The 20844-nt window shown below is 58.8% G+C and carries 21 protein-coding genes; 18 read left to right on the forward strand and 3 right to left on the reverse strand.

Annotated features, from left to right (window positions below; genetic code table 11):
* Window positions 1–23 precede the first annotated feature (23 nt).
* The 11 genes from rpsB (at window position 24) to VLM75_05115 (ending at window position 10643) form a co-directional block, all read left to right on the forward strand.
* Window positions 24–908, forward strand: coding sequence for a 30S ribosomal protein S2 (gene rpsB, locus VLM75_05065; GenBank protein HSV96290.1), 885 nt, complete (start codon window positions 24–26; stop codon window positions 906–908).
* Between the two features lie 42 nt (window positions 909–950).
* Window positions 951–1547 (forward strand): translation elongation factor Ts, encoded by a 597-nt coding sequence (gene tsf, locus VLM75_05070; GenBank protein ID HSV96291.1) that lies wholly within the window; start codon window positions 951–953, stop codon window positions 1545–1547.
* A gap of 2 nt (window positions 1548–1549) precedes the next feature.
* Entirely contained in the window at window positions 1550–2281 is a 732-nt protein-coding gene (gene pyrH, locus VLM75_05075; GenBank protein HSV96292.1) for a UMP kinase, read from the forward strand.
* Window positions 2282–2302: 21 nt separating this feature from the next.
* Entirely contained in the window at window positions 2303–2860 is a 558-nt protein-coding gene (gene frr, locus VLM75_05080) for a ribosome recycling factor (GenBank protein ID HSV96293.1), read from the forward strand.
* A 180-nt stretch (window positions 2861–3040) separates the two neighbouring features.
* Window positions 3041–3757 carry a polyprenyl diphosphate synthase gene (uppS, locus tag VLM75_05085; protein HSV96294.1) on the forward strand — a complete coding sequence of 239 codons (717 nt, stop codon included), beginning with the start codon at window positions 3041–3043 and terminating at the stop codon, window positions 3755–3757.
* On the forward strand, window positions 3754–4629 hold the full coding sequence (locus VLM75_05090; GenBank protein HSV96295.1) for a phosphatidate cytidylyltransferase: 876 nt from the start codon (window positions 3754–3756) through the stop codon (window positions 4627–4629). Before uppS ends, VLM75_05090 begins: the two co-directional genes overlap by 4 nt.
* Window positions 4630–4641: 12 nt before the next feature.
* On the forward strand, window positions 4642–5799 hold the full coding sequence (locus VLM75_05095) for a 1-deoxy-D-xylulose-5-phosphate reductoisomerase (protein ID HSV96296.1): 1158 nt from the start codon (window positions 4642–4644) through the stop codon (window positions 5797–5799).
* 2 nt (window positions 5800–5801) lie between these two features.
* On the forward strand, window positions 5802–7370 hold the full coding sequence (gene rseP, locus VLM75_05100) for an RIP metalloprotease RseP (GenBank protein HSV96297.1): 1569 nt from the start codon (window positions 5802–5804) through the stop codon (window positions 7368–7370).
* Window positions 7371–7463: 93 nt separating this feature from the next.
* Window positions 7464–8561, forward strand: a complete 1098-nt coding sequence (gene ispG, locus VLM75_05105) for a flavodoxin-dependent (E)-4-hydroxy-3-methylbut-2-enyl-diphosphate synthase (GenBank protein ID HSV96298.1) — start codon at window positions 7464–7466, stop codon at window positions 8559–8561.
* Window positions 8558–9835, forward strand: a complete 1278-nt coding sequence (locus VLM75_05110) for a glycoside hydrolase family 1 protein (GenBank protein HSV96299.1) — start codon at window positions 8558–8560, stop codon at window positions 9833–9835. Before ispG ends, VLM75_05110 begins: the two co-directional genes overlap by 4 nt.
* Window positions 9813–10643 carry an SUMF1/EgtB/PvdO family nonheme iron enzyme gene (locus VLM75_05115; GenBank protein HSV96300.1) on the forward strand — a complete coding sequence of 277 codons (831 nt, stop codon included), beginning with the start codon at window positions 9813–9815 and terminating at the stop codon, window positions 10641–10643. Before VLM75_05110 ends, VLM75_05115 begins: the two co-directional genes overlap by 23 nt.
* Here the strand turns inward: VLM75_05115 and VLM75_05120 are convergent.
* Window positions 10616–11236: a TetR/AcrR family transcriptional regulator gene (locus VLM75_05120; GenBank protein HSV96301.1), complete on the reverse strand. Its 621-nt coding sequence runs from the start codon at window positions 11234–11236 to the stop codon at window positions 10616–10618. The two genes, VLM75_05115 and VLM75_05120, sit on opposite strands and share 28 nt — an antisense overlap.
* Window positions 11237–11421: 185 nt before the next feature.
* On the opposite strand from VLM75_05120, the gene VLM75_05125 reads away from it, so the two are divergent.
* Window positions 11422–12330, forward strand: a complete 909-nt coding sequence (locus VLM75_05125; protein ID HSV96302.1) for a TIGR01777 family oxidoreductase — start codon at window positions 11422–11424, stop codon at window positions 12328–12330.
* Between the two features lie 32 nt (window positions 12331–12362).
* Here the strand turns inward: VLM75_05125 and VLM75_05130 are convergent, their stop codons facing one another.
* Together VLM75_05130 and VLM75_05135 are read right to left on the reverse strand one after the other, a co-directional pair.
* Complete coding sequence (locus VLM75_05130) at window positions 12363–12824, reverse strand: alpha-isopropylmalate synthase regulatory domain-containing protein (GenBank protein HSV96303.1); 462 nt, start codon at window positions 12822–12824, stop codon at window positions 12363–12365.
* A 22-nt stretch (window positions 12825–12846) separates the two neighbouring features.
* Window positions 12847–13263, reverse strand: coding sequence for a hypothetical protein (locus tag VLM75_05135; protein HSV96304.1), 417 nt, complete (start codon window positions 13261–13263; stop codon window positions 12847–12849).
* A 148-nt stretch (window positions 13264–13411) separates the two neighbouring features.
* Here VLM75_05135 and VLM75_05140 point away from each other — a divergent pair, with 148 nt between their 5' ends.
* The 6 genes from VLM75_05140 to VLM75_05165 all read left to right on the forward strand — a co-directional run bounded on the left by VLM75_05140 (window position 13412) and on the right by VLM75_05165 (window position 20765).
* Window positions 13412–15499, forward strand: a complete 2088-nt coding sequence (locus VLM75_05140; protein HSV96305.1) for a U32 family peptidase — start codon at window positions 13412–13414, stop codon at window positions 15497–15499.
* A 49-nt stretch (window positions 15500–15548) separates the two neighbouring features.
* Window positions 15549–16343 carry an exodeoxyribonuclease III gene (xth, locus tag VLM75_05145; protein ID HSV96306.1) on the forward strand — a complete coding sequence of 265 codons (795 nt, stop codon included), beginning with the start codon at window positions 15549–15551 and terminating at the stop codon, window positions 16341–16343.
* Between the two features lie 19 nt (window positions 16344–16362).
* Window positions 16363–17205: a TIM barrel protein gene (locus tag VLM75_05150; GenBank protein HSV96307.1), complete on the forward strand. Its 843-nt coding sequence runs from the start codon at window positions 16363–16365 to the stop codon at window positions 17203–17205.
* 83 nt (window positions 17206–17288) lie between these two features.
* Window positions 17289–18275: a UDP-glucose 4-epimerase GalE gene (gene galE, locus VLM75_05155; GenBank protein ID HSV96308.1), complete on the forward strand. Its 987-nt coding sequence runs from the start codon at window positions 17289–17291 to the stop codon at window positions 18273–18275.
* A 319-nt stretch (window positions 18276–18594) separates the two neighbouring features.
* Window positions 18595–20070 carry a CoA-binding protein gene (locus VLM75_05160; protein HSV96309.1) on the forward strand — a complete coding sequence of 492 codons (1476 nt, stop codon included), beginning with the start codon at window positions 18595–18597 and terminating at the stop codon, window positions 20068–20070.
* A complete protein-coding gene (locus VLM75_05165; GenBank protein HSV96310.1) occupies window positions 20067–20765 on the forward strand; it encodes an acetate--CoA ligase family protein in 699 nt (232 codons plus the stop codon). The genes VLM75_05160 and VLM75_05165 overlap by 4 nt, the downstream gene beginning before the upstream one ends.
* Window positions 20766–20844: the final 79 nt, after the last annotated feature.

The following is a 20844-nucleotide window of genomic DNA, read 5'->3' on the forward strand; positions in this document are numbered from 1 at the left end:
TAAATACAAGGGGGTACCGTACATTGTCAGTAGTATCGATGAAAGCGCTTCTGGAATCGGGTGTTCATTTCGGGCACCAGACGAGGAGATGGAATCCGCGGATGTCCCAGTTTATCTTTACGGCCCGCAACGGGATCCATATCATAGATTTGCAGAAAACGATGCAGCGGCTCAAGATCGCTTACGCCGCGATGAAGGAGGTATCGGCGAACGGGGGGAAGGTGCTCTTTGTCGGGACCAAAAAACAGGCCCAATCCGCGATCGAGGAATTCGCGCAGAAATGCGGCATGTACTTCGTGGCGGAGCGCTGGCTTGGCGGGCTTCTGACCAACTTCAACACGGTGAGCAATTCGATCGAGCGCCTGAAGGGCCTCGAGAAAATGTCCGAAACCGGCTCCTGGGACGCGGAAACCAAGAAAGAGATACTGGACCTCAGCCGCGAGCTCGCAAAGAAGCACAAGGTGCTCAAGGGCATCAAGGAAATGACAAAGCTTCCCGACGCGCTCTTTATCATCGACCCCAAGAGGGAGGCGATCGCCGTAAACGAGGCGCGCAAGCTCGGCATTCCGATATTCTCGGTTGTGGACACCAACTGTAATCCCGAAGAGATCGATTACCCGATCCCGGGCAATGACGACGCCATCCGCGCGATCGCGCTCTTTCTCGAGGTGATGTCGCGGGCGATTGTCGAGGGCCAGTCCGGCGGCCAGACCGATGGAGTCGAGGCGATCGAAGAGGTCGAGGGAGAGCCGGAGACAGCCGGCGAAGCGGCCGGGGAAGCGGCCGGGGAAGCGACCGAGTCCACGGAAGAGGGCGATGCGAAGACGAAGTCCGCCGTGGAGGCCAAGGAGCAGTACCGCAAGAAATATGAGGACCAGTACGACGCCGATGAGAAGACCTCGTGGTAAGTCGGCTTTCGGTTTGTCAATAGATTGAAGGAGAGAGATAAGGTGGCTGATATAACATCCGACATGATAAAGGAGTTGAGGGAGAAGACGCAGGCGGGCATGCTCGACTGCAAGAAGGCTCTCATGGAGTGCGGTGGCGATATGGAGAAGTCGGTCGAGTACCTGCGCAAGAAGGGCCTCGCGTCGGCGAACAAGAGAATGGGCCGCGAGGCCCGCGAGGGAATCATCGCGTCGTACATCCATACCAACAGCAAGCTCGGCGTACTCCTCGAGCTCAACTGCGAAACCGATTTCGTCGCCAAGAATGCGGACTTCCAGGAGCTGGCAAAGGAGATAGCCATGCAGGTTGCGGCCTCGAGCCCGCTGTATATGGATATTGAAGACGTGCCCGCCGAGGATCTGGAGAAGGAAAAGGCGATCTACCGCGACCAGATTAAGGACTCCGGAAAACCCGAGCAGGTTGTCGAGAAGATCGTGGAAGGTAAAATCAAGAAGTATTACGCCGAGGTCTGCCTCATGGAGCAGGAGTATATTAAAGACCCGAAGCTGACCATACGCGATCTTGTTAAAAACAGGATCGCCACCTACGGCGAGAACATCGCGGTCGGAAGGTTCGTGCGTTACAAGATAGGAAAATAACGATGGAACCCCCGGCAGACCGGCCGAATCTCAAATACCGGCGCATCGTCGTTAAAATAAGCGGCGAGGCGCTCGCGGGCGAGGATCGTTTCGGCATCAATCCCGAAACGGTGAAAAGGATCGCCCGCGAGATCGCCGAGGTCTACCGGCTCGGAGTACAGGTTGCGGTGGTCGTCGGGGGGGGCAACATCTTCCGCGGCTCGGTGGGCAAGGAGCTGGGCATGGAACAGGCCACCGGCGACTATATGGGCATGCTCGCCACGGTGATCAACGCGCTTGCCATGCAGGACGCGCTGGAGAAGCTCGGAACGCCGACGCGAGTGATGACGGCCCTTGAGATGCGCGCGGTCGCCGAGCCGTATATACGCCGTCGCGCCATTCGCCACCTCGAAAAAAACCGCGTGGTGATCCTCTCGGCCGGCACGGGCAACCCCTTCTTCACGACCGACACCGCCGCGGGCCTGCGCGCCATCGAGATCGGGGCCGAGGTGCTCATGAAGGCGACAAAGGTCGACGGCGTCTATGATTCGGACCCCGAGAAAAACAGCGGCGCCAGGAAGATCGACGCGATCGGGTACCTCGAGGTGATAGAGAGGCAACTGCGGGTGATGGACCTCACCGCCATATCGCTCTGCATGGACAACCACCTGCCGATTATCGTTTTCAATCTCCTCGACGAGGACTCCATCAGAAAGGCCGTAACGGGCCATACCATAGGAACAACCATATCCTGAAATCACCGGAGGACGGGAATAATGATCGATGACATAATTACTGATGCGGAAGAGCGGATGACCAAGAGCATCAAGGCGCTCGAAAAGGAATTCGGCTCGATCCGTACGGGAAGGGCCAATCCGTCACTCTTCGACGGAATACGCGTAAACGTATACGACTCCATGATGCCGCTCAACCAGCTCGCGACGATCTCGTGTCCCGAGCCGCGCCTGGTGGTGATACAGCCATGGGACCGGGGCAATCTCACGGCGGTGGAGAAGGCCATTCTTAAATCGGACCTCTCGCTGAATCCAAACAACGACGGGAACCTGATACGCATACAGATCCCCGATCTGACCGAGGAGCGCCGCAAGGAGTACGTCAAGCTGGCCAAGCAGAAGGCGGAGGAGTGCCGGGTGTCCATTCGCAACGTACGGCGTGATTCGAACGATATGATCAAGGACCTCGAAAAACAGAAGGAAATATCTGAAGACGATTCCAAGGCCGCCGTGGTGCGAATACAGAAAATCACCGACAGGTTTACCGAAGAGGTGCAGAAGCTGACCGACAACAAGGAGAAGGAGATCAGCCATATCTGATCACGGTAATTCCCCCGGGGAGTCCGGTTCGGTAGCGGGGCCGATTTGCCGCAACACCGGAGCGCCCGGGGATTTCCCCCGGCGTCCATTGATGCCGCCGTTTGAACCGGCCGGGATATTCCGGGCGCGTTCGTGTAACCGGTGTAACCGGAATGAACAATTCCACCCTTACGGCATGAAATGAAAGATTATGCGAGCCTCATCGACAGGGACAATGTCCCGCGTCACGTGGCCATCATCATGGACGGCAACGGGCGCTGGGCCCAAAAGCGTTCGCTCCCGCGCGTCGAGGGCCACCGGCGGGGCGCGCAGGTAATCGAGTCGCTTATGGACACGGCGATTGATCTGGGGATAGGGGTCGTTTCGCTGTACGCGTTTTCAACTGAAAACTGGTCCAGGCCGAAGGACGAGATTGCGGGCATCTGGAAGCTGCTTGAAATGTTCTTCGAGGCCAATATTGAGAGGATCAAAAAAAAAGGGGTGAGATTGCGCCACTCGGGCTCCATGCGGCATCTCCCGGCATCGACCAGGCGCATCATCGAGGATTCGGTCAACCGGACGCGCAACAACAGGGTTATCATCCTGAACTTCTGTCTCAATTACGGCGGCCGCCAGGAGATTCTTGACGCCGTTAACGGCTGGGCGGTATCGCGCAAACATGGCGAAAAATTATCGGAACGATCGCTCGAGCGGCACCTTTATACGGCCGGACTGCCCGAAGTCGATTTATTGATACGGACCAGCGGGGAGCATCGGATCAGCAATTTCCTGCTCTGGCAGGTCGCCTACGCGGAGATGATATTCGCCGGGGTGCTCTGGCCGGATTTCAAATCGCGCCATCTGTACCGTATGATTTACGAATACCAGCGGAGAGATAGGAGGTTCGGCGGACTATGAACGAAACATCGACTCGAATACTCAGCGCGGCTGTGGCGCTGCCGGTTTACTGCTTTCTGGTGGTCACCGATCTATTTTACTCGCTCCCCGTTCTGATCATCTCGCTCATCATTTCGCTGGGCTGTCTTTACGAGTATTATCAGATATGTTCCCGCGACGACGGCAACAGGCCGTTTGTCATCACGGGCATGGTCATGGCCGCGGCCATAAACATCATCATGTATCTCTACGCGTTCGGGAAAGTCTACGGGTATTCGGCCTATGCTCAGCCCTTCGACGCCCGGCTGGTTTTTGCGGTACTGGCGATAGGGCTGCCGGTAATTTTCGCGATCCATATTTACAAGCGGCCCGTGGCCGGCGGCATCTATTCGCTCGCAACGACGGTCTTCGGCGTCGTTTTTATCGCGTTCCTTTTTTCGCATATCATACTCCTGAAGGCCCTCAAGGACGGTTATATCTATGTGCTCATCCTGAACGCCGTCGTCATGCTGAACGATTCGGGCGCGTATTTCGGCGGGGTGTATTTCGGCAGGCACAAGGCGGGTTTCAGGGTATCCCCCAATAAATCGTGGGAGGGGTATTTCTCGGGGCTTTTGACCAGTATCATCGCGATGCTCCTCATCAGCCTGGTGCTCGAGTCCTTTTTCGGCAAGAGCCTTTTCACCATGATCGAGGCGACTCTCATCGGTATCGTTCTCAGCGTGGTCGGTAATATCGGCGACCTGGCGGAGTCCGCGGTCAAGCGCGACGGTTCGATCAAGGACTCCGGCTCGCTCGTCCCGGGGCACGGTGGAATCTGGGATGTTTTCGATTCCATGATCGTTACGCTGCCGCTTTTTTATTATTACCTGGTACTCAAGGGCGTCCAGTAAGCCCGCGGCGCGATGTCCGTCACCGTCAGCATCCTGGGCTCAACCGGGTCCATAGGCACTTCGGCGCTCCGGGCGATCCGCTCGCAGGGCGGCGATTTCAGGGTGTACGGGCTCTCCTGCAACCGCAACACGGCGCTTCTGGGGGAGCAGATTGAGGAGTTCCGCCCCGAAGTGGTGGCCGTCGCATCGAACGACGATTCGCACGGGTGCTGCGAGGAACTGCGTCGGCGTTTCCCCGGGATCGAGTTTTTTGACGGAGCGGAAGGCGTCCTCGAGATTGCAAGGCGCGACGTCGACATAGTCCTTTCGGCGATTGTAGGCGCCGCGGGCCTGCGGCCGACGCTCGAGGCCGTGCCGCACACGCGCCGGATTGCGCTGGCCAACAAGGAGACGCTGGTCATGGCGGGCGGGCTTTTTATGGATAAAATTCGGGAGCACTCCGTGGAGCTCATTCCCGTGGACAGCGAGCACAGCGCGGTATTCTCGCTCCTCGAAAACCTGGATTCGTCCGAGGTCGAGCGCATCATCCTCACCGCGTCCGGGGGGAGCCTTCGCGACCGCGGTGCCGACGATCTTGCCGGCGTAACACCCGGCGAGGCGCTCAATCACCCGACCTGGAGCATGGGAAGTAAAATAACGATCGATTCGGCCACGCTCATGAACAAGGGGCTCGAGGTGATCGAGGCGCACCATCTTTTCGATGCGCCCTACGACTCCATCGACGTGCTCATTCATCCGGAGAGCGTCATTCACTCGATGGTGGAAACGATAGACGGATCGCTGTACGCGTTACTCGGCGTTCCGGACATGGCGCTCCCGATCCTCAACGCGCTCTCATACCCGGAGAGACGGCGCAATCCTTTCGGCCGACTCAGGCTTGAGGACCTCGGCAGCCTTCATTTCGCGGCGCCGGACGCGCGTCGTTATCCGGCGCTTGCGCTGTGCTATGGCGCGGGCCGTGCCGGAGGGACGGCCCCGGCGGCGCTTAACGGCGCGAACGAAACGGCGGTGGATCTTTTCCTGGAGCGTAAAATCGGATTCACCGATATCGTGCGCCTGGTCGAGGAGGTGCTCGCGCTTCACAGGCCGGTGGCCGAACCGGACATCGACGATATTTTCCAGGCCGACGCCTGGGCGAGGAAAGCCGTACAATCTATTTTGAGAGGTTAATGATGGCGACACTTACATACATACTGGCAGCGGTGATCCTTCTCGGATTGTGCATCTTTGTACACGAGCTCGGTCACCTTCTGGGCGGCAGGATGGTTGGCATAAAGGCGAAGGTATTTTCCATCGGTTACGGGAAGGGCTTCATCAAAAAAAAGATCGGCGATACGACATACCAGCTCACTCTTATTCCGTTCGGGGGCTACTGCCAGTTTTACGGGGAAGACCCTTCCGAGGACCGAAAGGGCGAATCGTACGAATTTCTCTCCGCCCACCCGCTCAGGCGCGTGGTGACGGTGGTGATGGGACCGCTCTTCAATCTCTTCTTCGGAATCATCCTTTTTTTCACGATGAACATGATCGGATACGAAGTCGAGACCAACAGGGTATACATACCCGATTACTTCACGCAGGGGGAGTACATATCCCCGGCGTACAAGGCGGGCATACGGAGCGGCGATACGATTGTCGGGATAAATTTCAAAAAGATATCGTCCTTTCAGGACATTCAGAATTCGATCGTTTTTTCGGACGGCCTTCCGGCGGCGATCCGGGTGGTGCGCGAGGGTCGGACGATTGATTTTACCGTAACCCCGAAGAGGTTTACCGCGAAAGGGTATTATACGCTGGGTGTGATGCCCTATGGAGAGCAGGTGCTCGTGGTTCGGAGCCTCGAGGACGAGGCGGCCCACGGCGCCGGGATACGGCAGTTTGACGAGGTGAAGGCCTTTAACGGTCGGCCGGTCAAAACGCCCGCCGATTTCACCGGGTACATCCGGGCGAATGCCGGCAAAGAGGTCAAGATGCTTGTAGACAGGGGCGGAAAGGAGATGGAGATTTCCGTGACTCCGCGACTTAAGGAGACGATTACGATTCAAGAGTTCGAGGATGCCCGGTTTAAAGGGGAGAAGATCGAGCTTACCACGGATAAGCTCGATCTGGTTAAAAACGGAATCGTACGGGGGAGTGTGAAGATAAACGGAGAGCGGGTGCTTTCGCTCGCAGACTTCCAGAAGCGCCTGGAGCGGAACCGGGGCAAGGTCGTGCGGCTTGAGACGGCCGGGGGGAGCTACACGGGGCGCGTCGCCTATGAAAAATTCGGCTTCATCGGCGTTGAAACGGGGGTCGCGCCGGAGATGGTGCCGCTTCGCTTCGGTATCGCGGACGGGTTCGTGAAATCGCTCGTTGATCCGTATGATTTTATCGTGATGAATATCAAGGGCATCGGCATGCTCTTCGCCGGAGAGCTCGACGTGCGGCAGAACCTTTCCGGGCCGATCCGGATCGCGAAGATCGCCGGCGACACGGCTTATTACCGGGGGATCTCGGCCTTCATCATTCTCATGGCGAAAATATCGATTATACTTATGGTGATGAACCTGCTGCCAATCCCGGCCGTCGACGGTAGCTTCATTATTTTCTTTGTCTACGAGGCGATCAAGGGAAGTCCCATAAACCAGAAGGTGCTTGAGAAGATCCAATTCGTAGGGATAACGCTCCTGATCATTCTGGGAGTGTTCGTTATATTCAACGATCTGAGCTTCTTCCCGTTCTTTCAGAAGCTCTTTCAGTAGCGGTCGGGGCGCACTCCCCCGCTGCCGGCGGGGTGCGCCGCGAACCGGCCGCTGCGTGCGGCCGGAAATTACTGTTGCCTGTCGGTGCCACCGGTGAGCGATTCCAGAAATTCAACGCGAAGGGTCACGGTCCGCGGTCTTCCGATCGGCGGCGGCACTCCGGTGTCGATCCAGTCCATGACGAACGTCCCGATCGAAGACACGGCGGGAACCATCGCGCAGATCGAACGGCTCCGCGCGGCGGGCGCAGCGCTTGTCCGCGTTGCGCTCCGAAACGAATCATCACTCGAGCACCTTAAAATCGTGCGAAGTGCCGTTGATATGCCGCTTTCCGCCGATGTGCATTTCAATCACCGCATCGCGATCGGCGCGATCGAGGCCGGCATCGACAAGGTGCGCATCAACCCCGGCAACATCGGAGACGACGCGAAGGTGCTCGAGGTGGTGCGGGCCGCGAAGGAACGAGGGGTGCCGATCAGGATTGGCGTAAACGGCGGTTCGATCGACAGGACAAAGTATCCTCTCATTGACGCCGAAAGCCTGGTCGCCTCGGCGATGGACCACGTGCATATCCTCGAGAACAATGATTTTTTCGATATTGTCGTCTCAATCAAGGCCTCCGACGTCCGTCTCACCGTGGAGGCAAACCGGCTCTTTGCCGCGACCGCGCCGTATCCGCTCCACGTGGGGCTCACCGAGGCGGGGTACGGGCTTTCGTGCATCGTACACAGCTCGATCGCGACAGGGGCCCTCCTCCTCGACGGAATCGGCGACACCATCCGCGTCTCCATGACCGGCGATCCGGTGGGGGAGGTGGCCGTTGCGAAAAAAATACTGGAGGCCGTGGGACTGCGGACGGCGCCGGTACGCATCATCGCCTGCCCGACCTGCGGCCGTACGGACCCGTCGCTGGATCTGCTCGCGCTAGCGCAGGAAGTGGAGCGGGAAATCGCAGCGCGATTCGGCGAAGGGCTCGAGCGCTCCGGGCGCGGCGTCGTCGTTGCGGTGATGGGGTGCGAGGTGAACGGTCCGGGAGAGGCGGCCCACGCCGACGCCGGAATCGCCGGTGGGCGCGGCGGGACCATGCTCCTTTTCTCAAGGGGGAAAAAACTGCGCAGGATAAGGCCGGACGAGGCGGTGCGATCGCTCGCCGACGAGATAGAACGAAAACTACGGGAGGATTCGGAATGAAAAAAGTGAAAGCCGAGGATAGGAATTATATTTTTCCGAAGGGTTTCCTCTGGGGCAGCGCGTCCGCGGCCTTCCAGGTTGAGGGCGGGTGTGCGCACCACGATTTTTACGACTGGGCGCTTCGGGGGAAAATAAAAGACGGCACCAGCCCGATCGACGCGGTGCGTTTCTGGGAGTATTATAAAGGCGACATCGCGCTCATGAAAAAAATGAACCACAACGCGGCGCGCATCGGCATCGAGTGGGCGCGGATCGAACCGTCCGAGGGAGCGTTCGACGAGAAGGCGCTGGCGCACTACAGGGCGATCTTAAAAGAAATGCGAAAGGCGAAAATAAGTCCTATGGTCACCCTCCACCATTTCGCCAACCCAATGTGGCTGGTGCGCATGGGGGGATGGGAGAACCCCCGCACCGTCGATTATTACCTTCGCTTCGTTAAAAAGGCGGTCGACTCGCTCGGGGATCTTGTCGACATCTGGAACACAATCAACGAGCCGTCGGTCTACGCCGTGGCGGCCTACCTCTTCGGAGAGTTCCCCCCGGGGAAGAAAAGCTTCCGGCTGTGCCTGCGTGTGATGGACGTGATGATCGAGGCGCATGTGCGGGCTTACGCGGCGATCCACGAAATTCATGATGAGAAGAACTGGAGAAAGGCACGGGTCGGAATCGCCAAGCACCTGCGCCCCTTCGACCCGCTTAACGAAAAAAGCCCGCTCGACCGCGTCTCGGCGCGCCTGATGGACAAGTACTTCAACAACCGATACCTCGAAAAGATCAGCGCGAAGGGGCGCACCCTCGACATTTTCGGGCTGAACTATTATTCCGGTGACCTTGTAAAATTCCCCATGAAGATGCTGACCCGTCCGGAGCTTCCGAAAAACAAGCTGGGGTGGGACATCTATCCCGAGGGATTGTACCGTATAGTAAAACGGTACTGGGAGTTATACCGCCTGCCGATCTACATCACCGAAAACGGTACCTGCGAGGATGGCGATGAAATTCGCCCCCGATACATTCTCGAACACCTGTATCAACTCCACAGGGCCATCGACGAGGGCGTGGACGTCGCCGGCTACTATCACTGGTCGACCCTGGACAACTTCGAACTGGTCGACGGGCTTATGTCGCGCTTCGGACTGGTGCACGTGGACCACGAACACCCGAAGCGCAAGCGCACGATCAAGCGAAGCGGCCGCCTCTACGGCGAGATCGCGCGCTCGGGCGGCATCACCGAGAACATCGTACGGAAGCATGCGCCCGACTGGCGGCCGTAGCCACGCGCTTATGGAGCCGGCGCGCTTCGTCGATATTCCCGAAGGGATGTACGATATCGGTATCGACGCGGCCTTTATTCCGGATATTGAGCGCCGTGTTTTCGGCGAGGATCTCCCGGCCGCGTATATGGCCACGGCCGTGCCGCGCCGGTCGGTACATTTAAAGAGGGTGCGCGTTTCGCGCTTTCTCGTAACGGCCGCCGAATTCGAGGAATTCGCAGATTCCACGGCATTCGTCACCGAGGCCGAGCGCGAGGGATGGGGCTGGACCTGGGAAGGCGGCTGGACGAAAAGAGAAGACCTGTCGTGGCGGCGTCCCTTCGGCGGTGAAATCGATAAGGATTACTGGAGCGGGCGCGCCTTTATGCCTGTGCTCCAGGTGAGCTGGAATGACGCGGACAACTGGTGCCGGTGGCTGTCGGGTGAAACCGGTGAAAGCATCCGCCTTCCGCTGGAAACCGAATGGGAGGCCTTCGGCCTTCTCGCCGGAGTTCGGTCAATACGCGAAATACCCGATGACGAATCACGGATCGCCGTGGATACGGCCGGGGACTTTTTTAAAATGCTTTCCGGGATATTCTCCGCGAACGCGGACCTGCATCCGGCCGGGGTATTGTGGGAGTGGACGGCGGACTGGTTCAGGGCTTATCCCGGCGGCGGCCCCGATGCCGATTACGGAGAGGTGTACCGGATGCTCCGCGGCGGTTCGCTCGCGAGCCACCCTCTTCAGCGCTGCCGCGAATACCGCTTCCGCCGCTGTCCCACGGCCCGAAGTCCCTTCTACGGTTTCCGCTTCGCCCTGGGCTGAGATGACGCCGCTATCCCGCCGCCGATTACATCGGCCATAAAATTGCGAAAATCCCCGTCCTCGATCTTTATCGCCGCCATGAGGCCGAGTTTCTTGTACTGAAGCATGCCCTCGGCCACAGACGCCAGGAAGAGCGAGAGCATCATCGGGTCGACCTTCCTGAATTCCCCCGCCGCGATCCCCGCGCGTACCGTTTCGGACGTGAGCCTCAGCAGCTCGGCCATCTTTTCGGCGACGGTTTCGCGGCCGCTCGCCCCCTCGGCGTCGAACTCGGCTTTGTATTCCATGAGGATGTTGTAGTAGTCCCGGTGCCGGTAAAAGAACTCCATGTACGAATCGAAGGTCGAGATGAGCTTCTGCGGATTGCTTTTACGACGCGCCATGCTCCCCGAGAATTTCGCAAAAAGCATTTCGATCGCCTCGATGCAGATGGTCGTATAGATGTCGCGCTTGTTCTTGAAATGAAAATAGATCGCCCCGGTGGTCAGCCTGGCTTTCGAGGCGATGGTGCGTATCGAGATGCCGCTGTAGCCGAACTTCAAGAAAAGCTGCCGCGACACTTGGAGTATTTTTTCTTTATTGTTGTTTTTCATTGGTGTAAGCTCGTGTGGTGATCTGCGAGCGCCGGCACGCGGGTGGATGCGTAACACTGTTATGCTGCCGTGTCAAGTGAATATAATGGCCGGCTTCAAGCTGGGGTCGCCGAGGCCCGGCATTCTGAATATAATGCGCGACCCTGACAAACGGGAGTCGCCCCATAATTTGACGGGAGGTCACCGTGAAAAAACGCGTTGTCATTACCGGCGGCACGGGCTTTATCGGTACCGCCCTGAGCACAGAGCTTAACGCAGCCGGGTATGAGCTTGTAGTGCTTTCGCGGGGAGAGGGGACGGATGGCGGCGGAATACGCAGAGTCCGCTGGGACGCTCGCAGTCCGCGGGGCTGGACGCACGAGGTCGACGGAGCCTTCGCGGTCGTGAATCTCGCCGGCGACAACATCGGCTCGGGAAGATGGACGGCGGGCAAGAAGCGGGCGATTCGCGAAAGCCGTATGGAAGCGGGGATGGCCGTCGCCGCGGCCGTTTCAGCAGCGAAGGCAAAGCCGAAAGTCGTGTTGCAGGCCTCGGCGATCGGATGGTACGGAGACCGGGGGGACGAGCGGCTTGCCGAGTATTCGGCGCGGGGCGATGGATTTCTGCCATCGATCGCTCGCGAGTGGGAGGATTCCACCGCGGAGGTCGAGGACTACGGCGTGCGGCGCGTGGTCGTGCGGACGGGCGTGGTGCTCGGGCGCGGCGGGATGCTCGGGCGCGCGGCGCTTCCGTTCAGGCTCTTCGCGGGTGGAATTCCCGGCGGCGGCAGGCCGTGGTTTTCGTGGATACATCTGCGCGACGCCGCAAGGGCCATCCGGTTTCTCATGGAGCGAAAGGACGCGCGGGGAGCGTACAACCTCACCTCGCCCGTGCCGGTGCGGGCCGCTGAGTTTTACCGTCAGCTTGGCAGAACGCTCCACCGTCCCGTCTGGATGCCGCTCCCGGCCCTGGCGCTGCGGATCGCTTTCGGGGAGATGGCGCGCGAGCTCGTGCTTTCGGGACAACGGGTGCTGCCGGAGCGGTTGCTGGAAGCGGGATTCGAATTTCAGTTTCCTGATCTCGAACAGGCGCTTGAGGAAATTTTCGGGGGATGACGTGATGAGAATGCACGCCGGGAAGGGTCCGGCTATCCCTTTGCCATCGTGCCCCGGTTGCGCAGTATCGCGTACTCGAAGCCGTCTATCAGCACGTAGAACGACGCGGCGTTGATGTTTTCCGAGAGCGCGTTCACCTTCCAGACTGTTGTCCCATCGGTGAAGATGATGGTGACCTCCACCTCGGTGGCCGTGCCGCGCTTGGCCTCGAGGATGTTGGCGCGGTAATCGACGAGCTTGATTTTATCGATCTCCGGGAAAAGCGGCATGAGCGCTTTCTTTAGAACGCGCGCGAGCGCGTCGACGGGCCCGTTGCCGGTCGAGGCCTCGTGGATATGCCGGCCGTTGGCCTCTATCTGCACCGTCGCCTCGGGGTCGATCCCGTTGTCGATGAGCTTGTAGCCGCCGACCACCTTGAACGGCGGCTCGTACCGGTCGAGCGAGCGGGTTATCGTAAGCTCGCGCGTGGCGTCGTGTATTTCGTAATTGAGCATTGGCGCACACCCCTGAACGGCCTTATTCATCATCGCCCGTTGATTCTTCACCATATGTGTAGGTCAGTTGGAGATCATTCCCGGCAGCCCCGGAACTCAAACGGTCTTCCTTGACCTTGGCGGAGTCCCGGTAAATCATTATCTCCAGCGTGTCGTTGGCGTCCTGCCTGGTTACGCTTACGTCGAGCGTATCGAGCTCGTCGGCCTCGACGGTAAATTCATATATATTGCTTCCAAGATAGATGATCTGCGCCGCGTCGATGATGCGGGTTGAACCGCCGTCGATCCGGTACCAGCCGGAAAAAGAATCGGGGGTGGTTCCGTTGTCGGTAAGAAGAACGCTCAGCGTGACCGGATCTTTTGGGAGGTCGCTGCACCGTAGGGCAAAGAGAATTGCCGCGAACAGGACGAAAAATATATAGAATGCCGGATTTTTCATGGTCGATGCAGATACGTGATTAGCGAAACGCCCCGTTATTCTTTAGTATGCGGGCTTCGCCGGAATTGTCATTCCATCGCCCGATAACCGAAAAAGTAATGGCGTTTGGACGGACCTGTCAACTAAATTACCGAAGACGGTACGGTATATGAACGACAAACCCGAACTCCTCGCCCCCGCGGGCTCCCCCGAAACCTTCGCCGCGGCCTTTCGGGCCGGGGCCGACGCCTTCTATCTCGGAGTCGGCGATTTCAACGCCCGAAAGCGAGCCCGCAACTTCTCGCGCGAGGAGATAAAAGAAGCGACGCTCTTCGCCCACCGGAACGGCAGGCGCGTCTACATCACGCTCAACACCCTCCTTTTCGACGACGAGTTTCCGGGCGTCATCGATCTTCTCTCCTTCCTCGAGGATATTCGCGTTGATGGTATCATCGTGCAGGACCTCGGGCTTATGTCACTGCTGAGGAACCATTTTCCATCCATCCCCATCCACGCCTCCACGCAGATGTTCTGCCATAACTCGCAACAGGCCCTGTATCTGAAAAACGCCGGGGCGAGACGCGTCATCCTCGCACGCGAGCTCTCCCTCGAAGAGATCCGCTCCATCATCGCCATGGTGCCGCTGGAATACGAGGTCTTCGTACACGGGGCCATGTGTTTTTCCTTTTCAGGCTGCTGCCTCTTCTCTTCCCACCTGTACGGCGATTCGGGGAACCGCGGACGATGCCGCCAGCCCTGCAGGCTGCCCTTCGAAGGGGCGCGCGGGAAGTCCTATCCGTTCTCCATGAAGGACCTTTCGGCCGCCTCGCTCGTCGGCGAGCTTGTCGCATCGGGCGCGTCGGCATTTAAAATCGAGGGGAGGCTTCGTAACGCCGCTTATGTTTCGCGCGCGGTCCGGATGTACCGCTCTCTCATCGACGCCTCGCCTGTCGACCGTACCGCGCGCCGGAAGGAAGGTAAGGCCGCACCAGGCAGCACGAGGGAATCGGAAGGCGGATATTTCCATGGGCGCGAGTACCGGCGTCTCGTGGCGGCCGACCGCCCCGGAGGCTCCGGCGAGGAGCTCGGCGGGGTGATTTCGGCCGCGGGATCGCTATTGGTGTTCACCTCCGGCGTCGAGATCGGAAAGGGTTCCCGGCTCAGGGTGGTCGACGCGGAGGGGCGGATGCTCCACGAGGGGACGCTTCTCGAGTACTCGCGCCCCCGGGAGGGAACCTACGAGTGGAGGCTTCCCGTAAAGGCACCCCGAGCGAAAGGCATGCGCGTGTATCTTACGGGGGAGAGCAGGACCTTCGGCGAATGGCCGGCCATACGGCGCGAGGCCGCGCTGCATAAATTCATTCCGGTGCGTCTTGAGATACGACTCTCGCGCACGGCGATCGAGGCGCGCGCCGTAGCGGACGATCTCGCTCCGTTCGAGTTCGCTCGCGCCGTCGAAACGAACACCGCGCGGACGCGGGCGGTAACGACAGCCGATATCGAAGATATCTTTGCGCGGACCGACCGCTATCCCTTTCTTGTTGAAAAGCGCCATGTCGACATCGAACCGGATATCTTCGTTCGGCTCGGTGCGCTGAAGGCGCTCCGGCGGGAATTGTATGAATTGCTGTACGCTCATTACGAGGCCGGGCGCGACCGCCGGGACGCCGAACGAAAGACGGCGATCCTTGCCGAAATGGCCTCCATTCGCGATTCATCAACTGCCGATGAACGCCTGTATCTCGAATACGCCGATCTGGAAAGCGGCGAGCCGGCCGATTTCAGGATCATCGAATTTGAATCCATTGGTGCGGCCATGCGACCCTGTCCGGAAGAGGTCATACTGCTCCCGCTCTTCGTCTCCGGGGAGCGGCTGGCCGGCATGCACGGTGAGATCGCCGGGCTCGTCGCGGCCGGTCACCGCCGGTTCATGATCCCGACCTACGGCTGGATTGAATTTTTCAGTCGCTACGACGAGTTGGAGCTTTTCGGCGGTCCCTTCCTGTACGCGGTGAATTCAATGGCGTACGCGGAAATCGTTTCGAGGGGAGTTCGTCATTTTTCCGTTTCGCCCGACATGCATAATGAACGGATTGTGACGATTTCTTACAGGGGGCACCTCCTGCCGCGAACCTTCAGGAAGGAGCTCATGGCGACACGCCTTCGCCTGCCCGATACCTGCTACCGTGGCGCGAAGGCGACCATCCGTGTCGCGCGCTTTGCCGAGTACGATGTTGTTTTTGAGGACGATAAATGATTGACCATTGCGCACGTTCGCCTAAATTTCTGTTGAAAAAGGTGCGGAGATGAAAATTGCGAGCTTTAATGCAAATTCGATTCGGGCGCGGCTCCCCATCGTAATACGATGGCTTGCCGATAATTCCCCCGATGTGTTGTGCCTCCAGGAGACCAAGATCCGCGACGAAGAGTTCCCCGCCGCGGAAATCCGGTCGACCGGATACCATGTCGAGTATAAAGGCGAAAAATCATATAACGGCGTCGCAATTATAAGCCGGCTTCCATTGGATGCGGTCTGGTACGGCTTCGACGGTGCTGGCGAGGACGAGGGCTCGCGCCTCGTCGCGGGCGTCTTCGCGGGTGTGCCGGTCGTCAATACCTACATCCCCCAGGGCGCGGACCCGTCGTCGGAGAAGTTCGCGCGCAAGCTTCGCTGGTTCGAGAGGCTCCGGGAATTTTTCGATAGCCGCTTTTCGGCGGACGATCCACTCATCTGGACGGGCGATTTCAATGTGGCCCCGGAGCCGATCGACGTGCACGATCCTAAGCGGCTACTCGGGCGGGTGGGGTTTCATCCCGACGAGCATCGGGCGCTGGCGCTTGTTAAGGAGTGGGGATTCGTTGATGTATTCAGGGCGCACCGAAAGGACCCGGGCGAATACACGTTCTGGGATTATCGCGTGCGCGATGCCGTTGCGCGAGGCCTCGGATGGCGTGTCGACCACATCTGGGCGACCGTTCCGCTCGCGAACAGGTCGGTGGGCGCGGGTATCGATGTCGCGCCGCGGCTGGCCGAACGCCCTTCCGATCATACGTTCATATACGCCGAGTTCAGCGAACCGGATAAAGAAAACAGGCCGTGATTGCGGGAAGGCGCGGGTGATGAAAACGGATGAAATGAGCGACCGGCGCAGGACCGAGCTTGCCTCCCTGGCATCGATGGTGTTCATCTGCATGCCGGTGCGGCGCCTGGACGAGGGCATGCTCGAACTTGTCGAACAATACCGCTTCAACCTCGAAATCGGCATAGACCACTATGCGCTCGACCGCTTCCCGTCGGCGTATTTTGCAGACCTCGCCTACAGACTCAAACGCGCCGGCATCGACATGACGGTGCACGCGCCCTTTCACGAGCTCTTTCCCGGCGCGCCCGACCGCCTGGTGCGCGAGGCGGCGATCATGCGGCTTGACGCCGCCTTCGACCTGATGGCGGACTTTTCTCCGCGTTCGGTGGTGATGCATCTCAATCACGAAAACCGGCGGTTCGGTTTCGTCGCCGACGACTGGTTTGCGCATATCGTGCCCGCGATCGAACGGTACGCCGGCCTTTCCCGCGACATGGGCGCCATTCTCGTGCTCGAGAACGTTTATGAGGAGAGCCCCCGGGCGATGGTGCGCGTTCTCGATGCGCTCGGCGACAGGGGTGTTTTCCATTGCATTGACGTAGGGCACCTTAACGCGTTCTCCGAAACGAAGCTCGAGGACTGGCTTGCCGCAACGGGGCCGTTTGTCCGCCAGTTCCATCTGCACGATAATGATGGCTCGGGCGACGCTCACGGGCCGATCGGGACCGGTGCGGTCCGGTTCGACCTTGTCGCGGATTTTATCGGGGGGCTGGATGTCCGGCCGCTGATCACGCTCGAGCCGCATACCGCGGAGGACATCTGGAGAACGCTCGACGGTTTCGAACGCTCGGGTATCGCCGAAGCGCTTTCGCGGTTTTAAGCGGTGCCGTATTCCGGAGAGAGCGGACGCGCCCGGGAAACAGAAGGCATTTTAACCGATTCATGACGGGAGGGGATGGTGATATGACCGAAATACTGGTTACCGGCGGCGCCGGATACATCGGGAGCCACGCGGTCCGGGCGCTCGCACGAATGAACTTCACACCGGTCGTGTACGATAATCTCGACGGGGGATTCCGCGAAGCGGTGGCGGGTTTCGAGTTTATCCAGGGCGACATCGGCGATTACGATAAACTCTCGCGCGTTTTTACGGAGCGAGATATTCGCTGTGTGATGAACTTCGCGTCATATATCGCGGTAGGCGAGTCGGTTGCCGATCCGCTTAAATATTACGACAACAATGTCGGTCGCACCATCGCTCTTTTCCGCGCGATGAAGGACGCCGGCGTGCCCAATTTCATCTTTTCATCCTCCGCGGCCGTTTATGGCGACCCCGATGCAGCGCCCATTCGCGAGGAGAGCCCGCTTCGCCCGGCGAGCCCGTACGGGAGGACTAAATATTTTATCGAAGAGATGCTGCGCGACCTGGAGGTGTCCGACGGCTTCCGTTCGGTCTGTCTGCGTTATTTCAACGCGGCCGGGGCCGACCCTTCGGGCGACATCGGGGAGCGCCATGCGCCCGAAACCCATCTCGTGCCCCTGGTGCTTCGCGCGGCGATCGATCCGGAGTATTCAATCACCGTCTTTGGGCGTGACTACGATACGCCCGATGGAACCTGCATTCGCGACTATGTGCATGTAAACGACCTGGCCGACGCGCACGTGCTCGCGCTCCGGCGCCTGCTCGACGGTAAGGGCTCTGCGGTGTACAACCTTGGAAACGGCAGCGGATTCTCCGTGCTCGAGGTCATCGAGTCGGCCCGTCGGGTAACCGGGAAGGTCATCCGCGCCCTTGACGGATTCCGTAGAAGCGGCGATCCGGCGCGCCTTGTGGCTTCGTCGAGGAGGGCCGGCGACGAACTCGGATGGGTCCCCGTGTTCACCGATCTGGACGGCATCGTCGAAACGGCGTGGAGATGGGAGCGATCGGGTAAAAGGAAGGACTATTGAAAATGCGTTCGGGCTGGTGTCGTTGCACAAATTGAAAATGTTGAGTTTTTCCCGGTCGAGGGCCGGGAAAGAGCCGATCAGCCGGAAATAGTTGCAAGGGAACCTCGAAAAATCAGGAAATTCATTGTTCAAATAATCGCAACTCCTGATTTCACCGGATTTTTTACCCACAGGGGAACTTCAAAAAACAGATTAATAGAGGTTCCTGTAGTTTTATTCGTAATGCTGCATTCCCATCTATTCTTAAATATATTGACAAATAAAGTCGTAATGGCGATATGGGATTACAATGTATATCTCTGCCCGGGGGGTGTAGTGAATGGCTGATATTCGAAAGATTTTTTATCCCGAGTCCATCGCGGTCGTCGGGGTATCTGAGAATCTTTATAAATGGGGTTCATTTATTTTTATAAACATATTGGGGGGGGGGTTTCGGGGGCGGGTGTTTCCTGTGGCGAAGAACAAAGAGACGGTTTACGGCCACCGGGCATATAATACGGTGGCGGAAATAGCTGAAAGCGTCGACCTGGTCTTTATCACCACGCCCGCAAGCTCGGTGATGGGAGTGCTTGCCGACTGCGTGAAGAAGGGCGTAAAAAACGTGGTCATGATCACATCGGGTTTCAGCGAAACCGGAGAAGAGGGAAAGCGGTTGGAAGAGCAGGTGATCGCTTATTCCCGCGAGAACGGCATCAACATCGTGGGTCCAAACACCATGGGCATCGTGAACACGGCGGTAAGCCTGTACGCTACGGGCTCGCAGGTTCGTGCACCGCGCGGCGGGATCTCGATCATCGCGCAGAGCGGCAACGTCGGCAATCAGATCATGGAATGGGCCGAACAGCAGAATATCGGTCTCGGGAAGTTCGTCGGTTCGGGGAACGAGGGGGTGCTCGACTGTGAGGACTACATCGAGTACTTCGGCGCTGATCCGGACACCTCCGTGATTTTAATGTATATCGAGGGGGTCGACGACGGCAGGCGCTTCATGGATACCGCGCGCCGGACCAGCATGAAAAAACCGGTGATCGCGCTCAAGGCCGGCCGGACCGAGACCGGAAGCAGGGCGGCGGCGTCGCATACCGGGGCAATGGCCGGTTCGTTCAAGACATACGAAAGCGCCCTGCGCCAGAGCGGAGTCATGCTGGTAAAGGCGCCGACCGAGCTCCTTACCATCTCGGCCGCGTTCGACAGCATGCCGCTGCCCAAGGGGAACCGCGTCGGCGTCGTTACGCTTGGAGGGGGATGGGGCGTTATAACCGCGGACGAATGCGAGGAGCGCGGGCTGACTCTTCCGCCGCTTCCCGGAGATGTGTACGAGAAGCTGGACCGGATGCTTCCGCCGTTCTGGAGCAAGGGCAACCCGGTCGACCTGGTCGGACAGCCCAGCATAGAGCTTTTCAAGGAGTCCATGAACAGCATGGTCGCGAGCGATGCTTACGATGCGGTAATACTGCTCGGGATGGTTGGTGCGGGGAAATACGCACTGCGCATACACGCATCGGCGGCGAGCATGGGATATTACCCCCACGACAAACTTGAAGGTCTGACGAAATTAATTGCCGAGCGCCAGGCGAACTTTCTTGACAACATAGTCGAGCTGATGGAGAAATACGACAAGCCGATCTATCCCGTGGCGCTCGTCTCCGCTCCCGAAGACGAGATGATCCATTACAAGGACGGAAGCAGGTTCAAGGCCATAATATACAAGACGCCGGAGGAGGCGGTCTTCTGTTTGGAAAAGCAATTCGAATATTACCGATACCGCAGCAGGAGGGCGACAGGACAACCATGAAAGAAATATTGAAGAAAGCGATGGAGCGGGGCCAGAAGGCCCTTTCGGAATTCGATTCGAAGCGTCTCATGGCGATGGCGGGATTTCCGGTGTCGCGTAACGACCTCGCCAGTTCCCGCGACGAGGCGGTGGCTATAGCGAAGAGTTTCGGGTTTCCGGTGGTGCTTAAAGGCTGCTCGGACATCCTGACGCACAAGACAGAGATGGGCATGGTAAAGCTCAAGCTGAAGACCGAGACCGAGGTCGCCGAGGCGTACGATGAGATCGCCGGAAAGGGAGTGGTGCTCGACGGTGTTCTTGTTCAAGAGTGGATAGAGGGCGACAAGCGCGAGTTTGTTGTCGGCCTGACGCGGGACCCGCAGTTTGGCCCCTGCGTGATGTTCGGACTGGGCGGGATCTTTACGGAGGCGCTGCGCGATGTGAGTTTCAGGGTCGCACCGCTCTCCGAGATGGATGCAGAGGAGATGATCGACGAAATCCAGACAAAAAAGCTGCTCGGCGAGTTCAGGGGAAGTCCGGCCGTCGACAGGGCCGAGCTCGTCAAGGCGCTTGTCGGGATCGGCAGACTGGGCCTTGAGTATGATGAAATTGCCGAAATCGATGTCAATCCGCTCATAATCGACGGCGACAAACCGGTCGCGGTCGACGCGCTGGTTATACTCTCGGCTGCGAAGGCCGGGGGAAAGTCCGCCTGATTATTTCTTGCAATCCGACAACACGCGCGGTTATACTTCCGGCGGCGCCATAGGGCGGCGCCTTGCGCGGTAAAAAAGT

The organism is Spirochaetota bacterium, from assembly GCA_035477215.1.
In the GTDB taxonomy this organism is placed as follows: Bacteria; Spirochaetota; UBA4802; order UBA4802; family UBA5368; genus MVZN01.

Coding starts and splice junctions, on each gene's coding strand:
- VLM75_05135 (HSV96304.1), bottom strand. CDS start 13,263: ATGAAAAATCCGGCATTCTATATATTTTTCGTCCTGTTCGCGGCAATT.
- frr (HSV96293.1), top strand. CDS start 2,303: ATGATCGATGACATAATTACTGATGCGGAAGAGCGGATGACCAAGAGC.
- pyrH (HSV96292.1), top strand. CDS start 1,550: ATGGAACCCCCGGCAGACCGGCCGAATCTCAAATACCGGCGCATCGTC.
- rseP (HSV96297.1), top strand. CDS start 5,802: ATGGCGACACTTACATACATACTGGCAGCGGTGATCCTTCTCGGATTG.
- galE (HSV96308.1), top strand. CDS start 17,289: ATGACCGAAATACTGGTTACCGGCGGCGCCGGATACATCGGGAGCCAC.
- VLM75_05095 (HSV96296.1), top strand. CDS start 4,642: ATGTCCGTCACCGTCAGCATCCTGGGCTCAACCGGGTCCATAGGCACT.
- VLM75_05165 (HSV96310.1), top strand. CDS start 20,067: ATGAAAGAAATATTGAAGAAAGCGATGGAGCGGGGCCAGAAGGCCCTT.
- uppS (HSV96294.1), top strand. CDS start 3,041: ATGAAAGATTATGCGAGCCTCATCGACAGGGACAATGTCCCGCGTCAC.
- VLM75_05150 (HSV96307.1), top strand. CDS start 16,363: ATGAAAACGGATGAAATGAGCGACCGGCGCAGGACCGAGCTTGCCTCC.
- VLM75_05130 (HSV96303.1), bottom strand. CDS start 12,824: ATGCTCAATTACGAAATACACGACGCCACGCGCGAGCTTACGATAACC.
- VLM75_05120 (HSV96301.1), bottom strand. CDS start 11,236: ATGAAAAACAACAATAAAGAAAAAATACTCCAAGTGTCGCGGCAGCTT.
- VLM75_05160 (HSV96309.1), top strand. CDS start 18,595: ATGGCTGATATTCGAAAGATTTTTTATCCCGAGTCCATCGCGGTCGTC.
- xth (HSV96306.1), top strand. CDS start 15,549: ATGAAAATTGCGAGCTTTAATGCAAATTCGATTCGGGCGCGGCTCCCC.
- VLM75_05090 (HSV96295.1), top strand. CDS start 3,754: ATGAACGAAACATCGACTCGAATACTCAGCGCGGCTGTGGCGCTGCCG.
- VLM75_05110 (HSV96299.1), top strand. CDS start 8,558: ATGAAAAAAGTGAAAGCCGAGGATAGGAATTATATTTTTCCGAAGGGT.
- VLM75_05115 (HSV96300.1), top strand. CDS start 9,813: ATGCGCCCGACTGGCGGCCGTAGCCACGCGCTTATGGAGCCGGCGCGC.
- VLM75_05140 (HSV96305.1), top strand. CDS start 13,412: ATGAACGACAAACCCGAACTCCTCGCCCCCGCGGGCTCCCCCGAAACC.